Origin of the sequence: Pseudomonas turukhanskensis, from assembly GCF_027922365.1 — a bacterium.
Lineage (GTDB): Bacteria > Pseudomonadota > Gammaproteobacteria > Pseudomonadales > Pseudomonadaceae > Aquipseudomonas > Aquipseudomonas turukhanskensis.
The window spans coordinates 144,139-157,554 of record NZ_BSFN01000008.1 but is presented as its reverse complement, the minus strand read 5'-3'; the positions used below and the strand labels follow the sequence as shown (position 1 = coordinate 157,554).

15 protein-coding genes are annotated in these 13,416 nt (G+C 53.3%); 9 read left to right on the top strand and 6 right to left on the bottom strand.

The window, feature by feature from the left end; all coding sequences use genetic code 11:
- The first annotated feature begins 531 nt into the window (after positions 1-531).
- Positions 532-720 (top strand): hypothetical protein, encoded by a 189-nt coding sequence (locus tag PKE98_RS15385; RefSeq protein WP_271196188.1) that lies wholly within the window; start codon positions 532-534, stop codon positions 718-720.
- 93 nt (positions 721-813) lie between these two features.
- Here PKE98_RS15385 and PKE98_RS27145 read toward each other — a convergent pair whose 3' ends face one another.
- Entirely contained in the window at positions 814-1,080 is a 267-nt protein-coding gene (locus tag PKE98_RS27145) for a DUF1652 domain-containing protein (RefSeq protein WP_373877865.1), read from the bottom strand.
- 786 nt (positions 1,081-1,866) lie between these two features.
- Here PKE98_RS27145 and PKE98_RS15380 point away from each other — a divergent pair.
- Positions 1,867-3,297 carry an IS1182 family transposase gene (locus PKE98_RS15380; protein ID WP_271196187.1) on the top strand — a complete coding sequence of 477 codons (1,431 nt, stop codon included), beginning with the start codon at positions 1,867-1,869 and terminating at the stop codon, positions 3,295-3,297.
- Between the two features lie 776 nt (positions 3,298-4,073).
- Here the strand turns inward: PKE98_RS15380 and PKE98_RS15375 are convergent.
- The 4 genes from PKE98_RS15375 to PKE98_RS15360 all read right to left on the bottom strand — a co-directional run bounded on the left by PKE98_RS15375 (position 4,074) and on the right by PKE98_RS15360 (position 6,887).
- Positions 4,074-4,748 (bottom strand): KilA-N domain-containing protein, encoded by a 675-nt coding sequence (locus PKE98_RS15375; RefSeq protein WP_271196186.1) that lies wholly within the window; start codon positions 4,746-4,748, stop codon positions 4,074-4,076.
- A 117-nt stretch (positions 4,749-4,865) separates the two neighbouring features.
- Positions 4,866-5,813 carry a hypothetical protein gene (locus tag PKE98_RS15370; RefSeq protein ID WP_271196185.1) on the bottom strand — a complete coding sequence of 316 codons (948 nt, stop codon included), beginning with the start codon at positions 5,811-5,813 and terminating at the stop codon, positions 4,866-4,868.
- A 164-nt stretch (positions 5,814-5,977) separates the two neighbouring features.
- Positions 5,978-6,397: a hypothetical protein gene (locus PKE98_RS15365; protein ID WP_271196184.1), complete on the bottom strand. Its 420-nt coding sequence runs from the start codon at positions 6,395-6,397 to the stop codon at positions 5,978-5,980.
- Positions 6,398-6,509: 112 nt separating this feature from the next.
- Complete coding sequence (locus tag PKE98_RS15360) at positions 6,510-6,887, bottom strand: hypothetical protein (protein ID WP_271196183.1); 378 nt, start codon at positions 6,885-6,887, stop codon at positions 6,510-6,512.
- A gap of 567 nt (positions 6,888-7,454) precedes the next feature.
- Between PKE98_RS15360 and PKE98_RS15355 the strand changes: the two genes are divergently transcribed.
- Together PKE98_RS15355 and PKE98_RS15350 are read left to right on the top strand one after the other, a co-directional pair.
- Positions 7,455-8,030 carry a recombinase family protein gene (locus PKE98_RS15355; protein ID WP_271196182.1) on the top strand — a complete coding sequence of 192 codons (576 nt, stop codon included), beginning with the start codon at positions 7,455-7,457 and terminating at the stop codon, positions 8,028-8,030.
- Positions 8,031-8,143: 113 nt separating this feature from the next.
- Complete coding sequence (locus tag PKE98_RS15350) at positions 8,144-9,085, top strand: hypothetical protein (RefSeq protein ID WP_271196181.1); 942 nt, start codon at positions 8,144-8,146, stop codon at positions 9,083-9,085.
- 1,013 nt (positions 9,086-10,098) lie between these two features.
- Here PKE98_RS15350 and PKE98_RS15345 read toward each other — a convergent pair.
- Positions 10,099-10,362: a helix-turn-helix domain-containing protein gene (locus PKE98_RS15345; protein ID WP_271196180.1), complete on the bottom strand. Its 264-nt coding sequence runs from the start codon at positions 10,360-10,362 to the stop codon at positions 10,099-10,101.
- 109 nt (positions 10,363-10,471) lie between these two features.
- On the opposite strand from PKE98_RS15345, the gene PKE98_RS15340 reads away from it, so the two are divergent.
- The 5 genes from PKE98_RS15340 to PKE98_RS15320 all read left to right on the top strand — a co-directional run bounded on the left by PKE98_RS15340 (position 10,472) and on the right by PKE98_RS15320 (position 12,731).
- Positions 10,472-10,960, top strand: coding sequence for a hypothetical protein (locus PKE98_RS15340; RefSeq protein ID WP_271196179.1), 489 nt, complete (start codon positions 10,472-10,474; stop codon positions 10,958-10,960).
- A 4-nt stretch (positions 10,961-10,964) separates the two neighbouring features.
- Entirely contained in the window at positions 10,965-11,690 is a 726-nt protein-coding gene (locus tag PKE98_RS15335) for a phage antirepressor N-terminal domain-containing protein (protein ID WP_271196178.1), read from the top strand.
- A gap of 79 nt (positions 11,691-11,769) precedes the next feature.
- The gene (locus PKE98_RS15330) at positions 11,770-12,168 is read left to right on the top strand and encodes a DUF6957 family protein (RefSeq protein WP_271196177.1); all 399 of its coding nucleotides are present in this window, start codon (positions 11,770-11,772) and stop codon (positions 12,166-12,168) included.
- Entirely contained in the window at positions 12,156-12,365 is a 210-nt protein-coding gene (locus tag PKE98_RS15325) for a hypothetical protein (protein ID WP_271196176.1), read from the top strand. Before PKE98_RS15330 ends, PKE98_RS15325 begins: the two co-directional genes overlap by 13 nt.
- A gap of 33 nt (positions 12,366-12,398) precedes the next feature.
- Positions 12,399-12,731 (top strand): hypothetical protein, encoded by a 333-nt coding sequence (locus PKE98_RS15320; protein ID WP_271196175.1) that lies wholly within the window; start codon positions 12,399-12,401, stop codon positions 12,729-12,731.
- Positions 12,732-13,416: the final 685 nt, after the last annotated feature.

Sequence of the window (13,416 nt, the reverse complement as noted above, 5' to 3'; positions counted from 1 at the left end):
GGTTGGATCCGCCCACGGCTTGGTTAAATCGCTCGGCTAAAATCCAACCGGTCACTGGCTCCAAAGAATCCCAGTCACCAAGTTGAATGGTGGTAGCTCGAGCCCAGCCACCTATCGGAGTCGTACCGGGCTCTTTCTTACGTCGTCCCCAGTGAATCCATTCCTCTGTACACGCGCCCTCAACCAGTACCGGGGCAAGCGCGACGGGCGAAACGAAGTTCACCTTGGCTAGTTTTCCGGCTTTAATTACTTCTACTCCCTCGCACATAATCCCTCTCCAGACGGCCATCCTAGTACCTTAGTGACAGTGGTCTCGGAAATGTGTCTCGGAAATCCTGCCGGGCCGTTGAAGGTCATACTTCGCGCGCTGGCAAGCGCGAGGGAGCAGCCAGCTCAATACACCGATAGTGAAACGGAGGTACGGGAGACACGCGAAAGTGCAGGACTTAACAAAATGGAGAGAAGTGCTGGACAGAGGCAGGCCTTTCGCAGCAGAAGGGATCCAGCGGCGGCCTGGAAATGGAGACTTATATGGAATCGCTGATCACGTACAAACGAAACGGCGTTACCAAAACGTTCACAGTGCCGAGCAACCTTTTGCCAAACATCGCTGCGGTGAAGTTCGCACTCATTGATCACGAGCTCTTGGAGCAGGATCAGCGGCTTCCCCACCATGGAATTGAAGCGCTTTTTGATGAAATGAGACTTGAGATCTTATAAGTGAGGCCGCTCGGTTCTCCTCAGGCGCCCAAAAGGTAGCGTTCTGAACATCACGCTCGTGCCTCGCCTCGATTGCTCCGCCCAAGCAAGTTTTCAACCCTTGTCAGCCAAACGCGCGCTACTCGGCTCGTGTACCAGCTCGCGAATACGCATTTCTTCCTCCATGGCTCCGATGATTCCCACAAGATCAACATTCGTTGTCACCGGGCCCCAAGGCAAACCGGCAACAGCTGCGAGCGTCTCCCCCGTGTCGGAGTCAAACACACGCGCGGTCATCAAGGACGGGGTATCGAGGACGGCCTCAAATCCCAGGGGAAGGAAGTATTCCCTTAGCCGAGCGCATGCGTACGGAAAACTCATTCTGGCCACTTCCACCCCCTCGTCATAGTCCGGAACGCTTAAAGGATAGGACAGCCGCTCCGCTGAAGCATACCCATTTTCCCCTTAGAGCTACCCATCGCTGATTTTTTCGGAATGTCAGGGGCGAATGAATACCAGCCTTCCGTTTCGCTGAAACAAGCGTCATCGCCGGCGGTCGTAGACCTAAGCCCTTCCCATTGGATGTTCAAATCGCTACTTGGGAGACGTCGATGACGGCAAATAAGACGGTTGACCAGCTAATCCAAGCTAGAAAAGCGGCCAGTGATGAAATGGATGCTTTTTTACGCAGAAACCACCCTTTTACCAATATCGCGTACGTCCGTTACGTTCGCTTGACCGAACGATATATAGCCGCAGCATCCGAAGTGCTTAAAGCGCAGACGTGCTTAGGGCGAACCTGGCCTTTTCAAAATCCTCTACGCCGTGAGGAGTGATCGTCAGACCCCTAGGGGTGAACGTGAGTCTTGGATGGAAATGTCCCACGCGCGCTCCTATTAACCGGGGACAGTTGATCGCTGCGTTTGCGAAAAGTCCCCGGGGGATGGGAAGACATTATTTCTTCCCCTGTTCTTGGCTTTGTATAACGCATCATCCGCGCCCTTTATAAAGCCAGTTTCACCAACATGCTTCGTCTGTGTGCATCAGGACGTGCGCCTTTGGTTGATTGCTGCCGGCCACGAATGTCCGCTATTGGCCCAGAGTGTGTAAAAACGCTCGGACAAACCCTTGCTATGATTTCTGAGAAATTCATCGCGAGGGAAGCCCATGAAAAGGTTTATCCAAGGTGAGCACCGAGGTCAGAGCACCTTGCTTCCCGAAAGCCTCGACGACTACGTCAGCGAAACCAATCCGGTACGCGTGGTCGATGTCTTCGTCGATGAACTTGACCTCGCTACGTTGGGTTTTGATGGCGTCATTCCAGCCGAAACCGGCAGACCTGCTTACCACCCAGCGATCCTGCTGAAGATTTATATCTACGGTTATCTCAACCGCATCCAATCGAGTCGACGGCTTGAGCGAGAAGCCCAACGCAACGTCGAACTGATGTGGCTAACCGGACGGCTCATGCCCGACTTCAAAACCATCGCGAACTTCCGAAAAGACAACAGCAAGGCCATTCGCGGCGTGTGCCGCCAGTTCGTTGTGCTCTGCCAGCAGTTAGGGTTGTTTAGCGAAAACCTGGTCGCCATCGACGGCAGTAAATTCAAGGCGGTTAACAACCGTGACCGCAACTTCACCAGCGCCAAACTCAAGCGGCGGATGGAAGAAATTGAGTCGAGCATCAGCCGTTACCTGGCTGCACTTGATGCGGCTGATCGGCAAGTTCCAACTGCCTCAGAGCCAGACGCTACGCGCCTCGCAGAGAAAATCGAGAAGCTTAAAACTCAAATGAAAGAGCTTCAGCTGATCGAAGCTCAGCTTAACGATTCGCCTGACAAGCAGGTCTCGCTGACCGATCCAGATGCCCGTTCGATGATGACGCGTGGCAACGGGATCGTCGGCTACAACGTGCAAACAGCGGTCGACACCCAGCACCATTTGATCGTCGCTCACGAGGTCACAAACGTCGGTTCTGACCGCGACCAACTCAGCTCCATGGCGAAGCTGGCGCGGGAAGCCATCGGCTCAGAAACGTTATCGGTCGTGGCTGATCGGGGCTACTTTAAAGGTGAAGAAATCCTGGCCTGTCACAACGCCAATATCAGTGCCTACGTGCCAAAGCCTATGACCTCAAACGCCAAGGCAGATGGGCGATTCAACAAAGATGCCTTCGTTTATGACGCAACGAAAAACGAATACACGTGCCCAGCTGGTGAGGCACTGATTTGGCGATTCTCCAGCGTTGAGAAAGGCATGAATATGCACTGCTACTGGAGTTCGAAGTGCCAGAGTTGCACGCTGAAAACTCAGTGCACGCCAAGCACAAATCGTCGAGTAAGGCGCTGGGAACATGAAGCTGTGCTGGAGGACATGCAACGTCGGTTGAACCATGAGCCGGAGATGATGCGGGTTCGAAAACGGACGGTTGAGCATCCCTTCGGGACGCTCAAACAATGGATGGGGGCAACGCACTTCCTGACTCGAAAACTGAACGGGGTGAGCGCAGAAATGAGCTTGAATGTGCTCGCCTACAACTTGAAGCGGGTGATGAAAATCATCGGCACCGAAGGTTTGTTGAAGGCGATGGCGGCATAAAAGCCCAGCTTTTACTGCCTCAAGAGGTGCCAAAGCGCGTCATACGCGCTCTGAAGCGTTACCCGCGCTGATCGTAGTAACTAATCGGGAAATCGCCACGCCCTGGAGCAATGGACTGAAGCAGGCCCGATAACAAAGTGTTTTTACACACTCTGGGCCGAAAGCTGCCTGTTTCCATCGACGGATCGCAGCCGGTACGCAGGGAAGCATCCAACCTGGGCTTCCTGCTGAGGTGCCCCAATCGCAGAGCGTTCATTCCTTTCGCGCTCGCTGCATCACGGTTGAGTAGCAGCTTGATCAGAGTGGGCCAGCCCCGGCAGTGAAGCCCATGCGTTTACCGAAAGGTGCGGTATTGAGCGATTAGGTTTACGTCGCAGATACGTGGCGGTCTTGTATCACCCTAAAAAACCTACCCCTATTAGAATTGCGACGTCAGAACCACGTCCGACACCTGATACACACAGCGCGTCCGGGACGTGATACAGACCTCTTTTTGATGACGTCCGACACCTGATACAAAGCCAAACACGAGCTTCAGATTCAATTCTCCCGCCCCAAAACCCCACAAAAATGGCTAAAATTGGCTTTATTTGGCTTTATTTGGCTTTATTTGGCTTTATTTGGCTTGTTTTGGCTTGTTTTGGCCGCGTATGGCGTTACTTGGCTGTATTTGGCTACGGTTGCGGTAAATGGCTTCGATCGACACTGGTTGGCGGGACATGACGTGGTCTAGCTTCCATTGCAGGAGGCTGAATACACTTCCTTGTATCTGGGGGCTATTGGCTACCTAACGAAGCATGATTCGAACGCAACTGCTTCACATATGAGGAAAGAGCAGCCTTGCGGGCCTGATAGTCCTTACCTTGCCCAAGCAGCAACATGTCCCGATTTTCCACGAGCATCACAAGCTCGAGCTCTACGAGCGTAAGGCAATCGCGATTTCGACCGGCGAATGCACCTGTAAGGACTTCGTTAATCAGCCTTGCTTCATTCATGTAGTGATGGGGTTTGGTCGTTTTACCAATCGCCTCGTGAGTCAGCGACAACGCTTCGCACACACTCCGAAAACTCATTGCAGCATGCCGACGTGCAGCTAACTGAGCAGCCACTTCTCCCAACACCAAGGCCTCAAGCTGCTCGTCGCACCACATTTCGAAATCAACCGAAAGCCAGCGGGCAAATTTGATTGCCAGCTTGGGATGAAGCCAAATTTCACGAGTGGAGCCTCTGCTGATGCGGGTGGATACAAGCGGAATGAGCGAACTGCCAGCGACTTTGCTTTCTGCACGCATAGCCATGCGCCCGATGTATTCCTTGGTTAGATCGAGCTCCAGCCAATCCGCCGCAACCTTTCCAAACAACGAAGCAGCATTCGATGCGTTCAGCCACCCGTCCGTATCAAAACTAACGCAGCGCCCGTGATAGTCGTGCTTGAGGATTTTGGTTGTCATCGTCTACGCCTCCAAGGTCGTATTTGGTGATCGACGATGACAATGCTCGCAGGGGGAATCGAAGGTTAAAATCGCCAGCCGGGGCCGGAAAACTGAATATCCGGTCGTCCGTGTAGTTTATTTCTTGGGGGCAATTTTAGCTGGACGCCCTTTTCGCTTCGCTGAAGGCGGTGCTGAATCCTTAGTCAGCCATCTGGCTAAGGTAACGTCGGTCTTTGGCAGGAACACAAGGAGGTTCGGATCAACAGAGCGGCGGACTATTGGGGCCATCTCCCCAGTCCTACAATTTGCAAAATCGGGGTAGCTCCATAGTGCCCTGGCAACGTCTGCAACACTCTCCCTCGCTCGCCGTATCGCCGCGTTACGAACTTCCACATTCGATATCGGTTTTGACTTCATTAACGAGGAAGAAACAGGACTCTCGGACCTAACCTTTCTTAATCGGTCATTCTCCAACGTGAGCGTCTTAACCGTCATGACTAGGCTGGCGTTTTCTTTGGTAACCGCAAGGCCTTTTGCGTCACTGGCCGCTAATAGATGTCGTATTTGGTCAAGCTCCAGGTCCCTAGCATCATCCGCTGGGATCTCACGGTTTCTTTCTAAGCGAACCTTTACTTTACGCAGTTCAGATAAGGCTTCCCGAGGATCCTGATCTTCGAGCTCCGGGAACATCGGCGTGACCGTCGCGCCCTTTGAGCCAGAGAATCGCCGGGCTATCGCCCTCGCGACGTCCGGGACTCGCATTGCTTGCTCGCGCTGGATGGACAACCACTCTCGATTCACTTTCACGTGATGAGACTGCACGACTCCTACCTGAGTCTCGATGAGAACCGAGGCGTGCTTTGTAACCGCTAAGTCAAGGTATGCGCCCAATTGACCATGAGTGATGGCGAAATTGGGAATTTGTCTCCCGTACTCCACCCCCTCGACGACGCTCTGAGGTACCAGGTTACTAGCAGAAAACGATTTGATAGCCATCGCCATAGCTTTCAAAACTTCGGGCGAGTCACGCCTTAGCGCGGCAATTGCAGACTCCAGTGAAATGTAATCTTCAGGTTTAGTCATTGGCTCGCCCGTACGCAGGTCTAGAGTCTTGGCAGGCAACTTGGGGCGGACAATACGGCTCAATGCATCCGGCGCCATCCGCTGTATGAACATACAGCGACAGAATGATCTTAACAGCAACAGGGACCTTGCTCCAAAGCGTCGGTATTTCCCAAAGCTCTCGACTAGGCGGCAGCTATAACTCGGCCCAAATAGTTCAGGTCGTGTAAGACCAGCGGATCATGGAGACCCTCGATTAAAGATAGAAGAACTCCGCCTGAAGACTGACGATTGACCCTTCCCAGATAGTGGACGCCGGACTTTTCGCTGAAGAAGCAGTAAACGCCCCCTCTCATACCTTCAAGCGCGTCGGAATTCATTTCATAGGCATCAGTGGACACCAAAAAAACCGTGGCATCGGCATGGCAGCGATAAGACGGCTTGAGCCAAAAGCCGCGATTCCGAACGACCTTCATCGCAGGCACCTCAAGATAATGGCGGTCCGCCGGAAGCGATCCATTCTTAACATAACCCGCTACGTCGCAATCGGTCAGGACCGGGCACGCGGCGTAGGTCTTATCAGAATTTCGCCAATTAAGATTCACACTTACTCTCCCTGCTAACAAACAGTCTAAAAATCAGCGCGCCGACCATTTGAGCTTTCGAACTCCGAAACGAAAGGATCAAGCCCAGGCACTGAGGAGCACCAAAAAGCCGCTAGAAGACCTGTTTCGATGCCTCAAACATCTCGGATATCTGCTCCAACACCATTTCAGTAGCGTAAGACTTAGCGTGGTTGTGCCAAGCGGCCAAATCAAAATATCCAAATGTAAGCGGGGCGGGATTTTCACGCTTCCAGCTTTCTTCGAGATCACACGCTAACTCAGCCAATCGCATCTCTTCGGCGAGTAAGAAGCGCCGCAAAGTACCGCGCTCAGCAAGCTTCTTCAGCCGCGATAGATCATTGTTAATAAGCTGTTCATGGACCATGCGCGCCCATTTCCCGAGCGACTCGAGTTCTGGGAGGAGTAGCGCCTCGATAGGTATGTCCAACCAGGTAAGTGTTTGCTGAGCTCCCATATCGACTGGTTTCACCGTGCCATCCCCGGATGATGTTTTTCAAAAGTCTATAAACCTTGGGCAGGGACCAGCAGTCCTAGCGCGAACCACTAAAAGGACTCCCGCCCACTTAAAGAAAGAGAAGGCGCCTACAAACTAGAAAACGTACCCGGCCAGTAATTGATGAATCAGTTCGGTCACTGGGCCTTTGTCGCCGGAATGGAACGCTTGCCGAACTGAGCGTCCTTCAAGCTTCTGCATCGGGTGGTCGAGCCACGCAATTGCGCAATCTCCCCAAAACATAGCGGCGACCTGCTCCACCTCAACCCAATTACAGAAATGATACGAATCTGATGACGCTGACATTGCCCTAAAATCTGCGATCGAGTCCTGAGAGCGAACCTGACTAGCGTCAAAAGCCTCTCGGACTAAAGAACACTTCTCTGCACTAAATAAAAAGGCTCGCTCCGACACCGGAATCACCTAGCGACAAAAGGGTATACCCTCCTGTCGCAATAATTAGAGGTTCAAAAATATGACAACAGGGTCTGTTTTTATTTTAGTCGCATGCACTATTATTGTCACCACCCAAATGTCGCAAACATGACCATGAATCAGCAAATCGCCTACCGAAGGGTTAGCACCCTCGAGCAACGTACAGATCGCCAACTTTCCGATACTGGCATCCAGTTCGATTTTGAGTTCGAAGACAAATGCTCTGGCAGTACTGTGACGCGACCGGCCCTAGAAGAAATGTGCAGATTCGTGCGTAAGGGCGACTGTGTGCATGTCCACTCGATAGATCGGCTGGCAAGGAATACGCGCCACCTCCTAGAGCTGGTCGAAAGCTTCCAAGCCAAAGGCGTCACTCTTCGCTTCCACAAAGAGGGACTGGAGTTTGGCGCGGAGTTGGGAAGCGCAGGACGCTTCATGTTGACCATGCTTGGTGCGGTTGCCGAATTCGAACGAGCATTGATTCGAGAGCGACAGAAAGAAGGGATCGAGCAGGCGAAACAGCGCGGCGTTTATCGAGGGAGACCGGCGCGCGACAAGACCGAAATTCGTAAATTGCTCAGCGAAAAAATCCCAGTGGGAGAAATTGCCCGCCGCCTCAACTGCAGCACTCGGACGGTACAACGCGTCGCCCGTGAAAGCTCGACCGACATCACAACGCCCTAGGCGATTGGCACTTGCGCCTCAAATGGCTCTGACCGTTTTCGCATCGCATGCGTGAAATTATTTAGCTTGGCTTAACACCGCACTGACAGTGCGACACACCAGGAGAGGTAGCGATGGGGAAGTTTTATAAAGCGTGCAATCAAGAGTTGGACCGCGCGTATCACGAGGCGTTGGTAACGCCGGCTGATCAAATGTTGGCTGTTCCGTGGCTGCCAGGTAAGGGACTACTCAGTGCAGGTCGCCTAGGCTTAATCTCGGCGCAGGATGCCGGAATCGGGCTGGCGAAATTTGGGCGTGATTATAAGTTCTACTACAGCCGAAAATTTGCCGGATGGTGGGGATTTGAAGCCTGGGGTTTGGCCAAGACGGCAATTTTTGCCTTCATCTGGCTACTCATGTTGAGCTCTTTAATACGTGAGTTCGCCGCCCCTACTTTCCATCCCGGCATGGCGCTTAGCGGTGCGGTTCCTTACAAAGCACTTTTGCTTGGCATAGCTGGACTCGCATTGTTTGGTGTGCGCGGTCTGTTTTGCTTCCGCCACGCAAAAATCTCGCTGGCGTCCGGCTCTACCGTCAGCATGGCTCCAGCCTGCATCAACTTCGCGCTCTTAGTCTTGTCCATCGCCATTATGTACAAGGGCTACCACACCATCGGCGTTGATTTCATAGCCGTTAAGTCAGCTTCGGGAGGATATGCGGTTGCGCAAGGTTCACTGCTAGGAGCATTGGCGGCCATTGTTGTCGACATTTTCGGCTTTTTCAGCCAGCTATTCAGCGGGGATGTTGCCGGTCAAGTCTGGCTTGGGTTGTTCTTGGTCCCTTTTGGACTGGCAGCAGGGGCGTGGTTTGTCATGAATGCAGGCTTCTGGCCTATGGCGGCGAAGATAATGTTCAAAGAGCTAAACGCTGCCCATGGGCATAGGCCTGTAGTCGCCGCCGTCTACAACGACAGCGATTTCGCGAGAGTCGTGAACATTCAAGGGATAGGCGTTTTGTTGATGCTGGCTACCTATAGCGTGACCCTATTTGCCAGCGCCAAAATGATCGCGCTATAGGCATTACTAAAGGAAATCCATCGAGTACCCTTTTGAGTACCTATTGAAAAAATCGAGACGAATAATTTGAGTAAATACGAGGCCTACATGAATTTATTTCGATTCCTGGTGCCGGCACCATACAAATCAAAGGGTTACGTGAAAGCGTAGCCCTTTTTTGTGCCTGAAATCTGGCTCGGGGTAGGATTGGGGTAGGGATTTGACACCCGATGACCTGCTGGTTAGAAAAAGCCAGCACGAACTAAAGTACCGTTCGTCGGGAAATACGCAAAACTAAGACCGCCATGCGATGCATTTTCTTTATGCGACAACATCGCAAGCCGACTTTTTAGCCATCTTGAAGAGCATTCATGGTGAAGACCTTTTTCGTCCAGATACCGTAATGTAGGGTCTTGCACAGCCACTGAGAGCTGAATAGTGTGAATGGGCGGGTCAACAAACCAGACTCCAGGATCACTAGCACCATGAAGCAACTTGTTATGGTGGCTGTATGCGGGGCGCTTCGGCGCGCTGAGTTCCTAGAGTCTCGGTCTACCAACCTGCATACAGCCGCCACCCTCTCGTTTGGTAGCGAGTAATGGCGGCCTCTAAAACTCTAGAGGTCACCCTATGCACCAGAGCAACTCATCCCCGGGTTTTACACCGCTGCATGCCGCCGAGCACGACAGCCTGCTTGGCTATCGAAGCGATGCCCAAGCCGCCGAACTCTATGACGAAGCTACGCAACGACAGTACGCTGTCTTAGGCCTACTCTGCGCGCTCAGTGGCACATCCATTTTGAATGAGCTTTCAGACGAGCCATTAGGTGCATGCATACAAGCAATTCGACTTCTGTGCAGCGATGCAGCAGGACTGTACTCAGCGGCATGGGAGAGCATGCAGCGAGGCACCGCCTAAAAAAGACGGCAGGGAGCACCTCGAAGACAAGCCCTCACTTGGAGCCCAGCACCAGAGCAATATTCGGAGCACACACGGTGCGAACCACGTGTCCATTTTCAAGAGGGGCGAAGGTGTTACTCACCTGCCCCTTTCGAAACCGAAAGCTCATTTTCAAATCGCTGCACAAAATCAACCAAGCCGATATTCAGTGCAAGGCAGATATCGCGTAGCTGAACAAGATCAAGCCGGCGCAACCCCCGCTCGATATCGCTCGCGAAAGACTGCGGACGCTCAAGCGCCTGAGCAAACTCCGACTGGGTCAACCCAGCCTCCACCCTGCACTGCTTCAGCAGCCTGAGCAGAACCAAGTTCTCATCTCGATACACCGACTTTTCCAACGGGGCAACCTCACAGCTTGACAGCACACGAGGGTATATCTAATCTACAGATACCTGATTTACAGATATTCAGATTATTTTGATTATCCCCTCACCAAGGAACACCTCAATGAACACAGCGACACAACTCTCCTCCCCAAGCCCGAAGCTTCAGCTCACACTAAACAAGCAAACGCTACAAATCGATATGGAGCTGAACGCTCTACTCACCTCAATCGGCGCACCAACCGACTTGGCCCAGGTTGCCGGTACGGCATGGGAAGGCGAGCTCCTGATCGAAGAGGACGCTGAATCTAAATCCACGTTGTACTACCTACCAGCCCGACTGATTCCAGCATTCATTGATCAGATTCTTGATCAACTGAGCGCTGCGAGCCGTGCGGAGGCCACCCAGCTCAGGGATGGCTTCCATGCTGTAGAGGCAAGCGCCAACAAACTCATTACGCTGACGCAGACCAGCAGCCCCGAGGTGCTCAGCGTCATGCAGCAGTTGATGAACAGTGCCCCGGCCAGCCATGCCCTGCACGAACTCATCGCCGCGCAATTTAAGCGCTCGACAGCCCTTGCCCCGAACCCAGCCACCCAAGGGGTTCAGTAATCCGATGCGCACATCCAAAATCAAAATCCACGGGCTGACGATTCCTTATCTGATCGACAGCGACAATGAGCGCTACTGGCCAATGCGATCGATATGCGAAGCGATGGGGCTGAACTGGCACTCTCAAGCGGCCAAGCTGCATCCGCCCCGATACAGCCCTCGCGAGCATGATGTATCCCTGCCAGGCCAACCGCTTATGAAACGGGCGCTGTGTCTACCACAGTCAGAGTTCGAGTTTTGGCTGAAGAGCTTGAGTTCACGCAAAGTGTCCCCAGCCGTTCGGAGGCACCTTGACCAGTTGCGTACTCACTTCTTTGGTGGAACACCGACTGTGGAGGAACAGCCCCAAGTGCCAAAAACAGCTGCTGCGCCAGTAGTCCTGAGCCGAATTCTGAACTGGCGAGCGCAACAGGCCGATCCAGCTAATCGACCGGATTTGCTCAAGCAGATGGCCAACCAATTCCGGGGAGTTAACGGTTTTGGAATTGAAGAGACCCAAGACCACCAACTACGTGCAGCAGTCGCCTCTCTCAGTTCGATCATCTATCAGCATGATCGCTCGAAGACACCGAGTCAGATGCCGATTTCGCTGCGTGTCGATGCGATCATCAAATCCATTGTTGAGGTTCGCAAACAGCATTTGCCTGATGCGGACTTCGCCGCCCTGCTCTGTGGCATCGACTTGGAGCAGCAGCATCGTCAGGCCTGCAGCATGCAGCAGACGCAGTGAGAGGTAATGGGCAGCTAGCTGCCCCAGCTACTACCCGGAATGTTACAAGCCATCCTCAGGGGATGTAGATCGATCAACCATGAAATCACTGAAAGAAATCACAGAGCTGCTGTACGCATCGGGAGTGCCCATGCCTGGCAGCTCCATGTCAGACGAAGACGCGCTTAGCTATGCCCGAAAGAACTTCCCGTGTGGAAATTTTTGCCTGGTTCGTGACTGGCTGTGGCTCGATATAGAGACCACCGATGCGCAACGCCACGCGCTGGAGAAAACACAACGCCAGCCGGCCTTGATTTATGCGCACCAGGTAGTTTTCGACAGCGAGCGGCGATGGGATGTGGGCGACTTCGTGAGGTCCTCGCTACTGCATCAGTTCAGTAAGGGATTTCATTTCAAGACGCTCAATTCTGTGTACCTGCTACTGGGTCCCGGCTCACGCAAGCGTGCCAATGCCGGCACCATCGCATGCCTGATTTAAGCCAAGGATTAGGCCGGGGATGTCTACCGGAGCGGGTGTCGTCCGTACTGGGCAGCGAACGAGTAGCGCCCTGGATATATGGTCACGGCCATACTGCTGTCGACTGTCAGCACCTGGGCACGCGCATCGTCTGCAATCTGCGTGGCCATCCCGGAGAGCACACGGGCTTCAACCCGGAGTTGATCATTGGTCTGTGAGAAGCAGCAATGCGCCCAGTATCTCCAGAGGGTATGCAGCAGCTGCGCAAGGCTCAAGCATACTCTTTCAGCAAGCCGGTCACGGCCTATCTCACCGATGCCCTTATCGCGGCTTGCTGCTGCCTGGGAGTAACGCACCGGCATATCAGGGCTGACCCTCTCGGGGGGCGATTTTCCGATGGGCGCCTGATTCGCACCTCGGACATCCTGCGTATCGAACTGGAGGGAGAGTTTTGGGTGCTGCACACCTACACGGGAAGCTTCTACGTCATCGCCTCTTTCCACCCGGGTGGGTACCAATCCCTGGTGGACTATCAGAAATTTCTTCCTCAGGGCCTCTATCCGACGCCTGATCGCCTCCACTGACACAATTCAGAAGAAGGCCACGCTGTGCCATGAAGTAATAACGTCTCCTTCGCCACCACGCTCTTAGATATCCGTTCGCATCCTCACCGGCATGGACTTTCCGCTGCTCTCGACGTCCAGCGCCTGACTCGCCTTTGTCTGGGCCCGCCATCTGCGACACGACTGCCGTGTCGCATGAGGCGATTGCGACACGCGCCGAGTATCGCAAGTGGAAAATTCGACACCCCAAGTCTGTCGCAAAATTACGCTGCGACACGCTGACCATGTCGCAAGCACTGATTGCGATACCCTCCTCATGTCGCACTTGGCAGCCTGCGACACACTATTCGTGCCGCAAGCGGCAACGCCGGTGCCTGAAGTAGCACCGAAAACAGCCAAAGCCGGCACAGCATGTGCCACTTATGGCGCAAAGCGTGCCCAAACTGGCACTGCTTTTATCGGTTATACTTCTTACATTAATTCAATTAAATCAATGATTTATCGAAAATTAATATAATCAAATCGCCCTCTACTGACCAGCATTTTTGAATACTCCGATTTCCGCTACATCGCCGATGAGCAGCTTCGTGCTGCTGGGCTCGCCCTTTCAGCGCCATGGCGCTGGCTGCGTTTTGATTTTGATGACAAAAGGCTTGCGCGCGCTTTTGCTCACGGCGCACGCTGAATACAGATGAGGCGTGTCGCG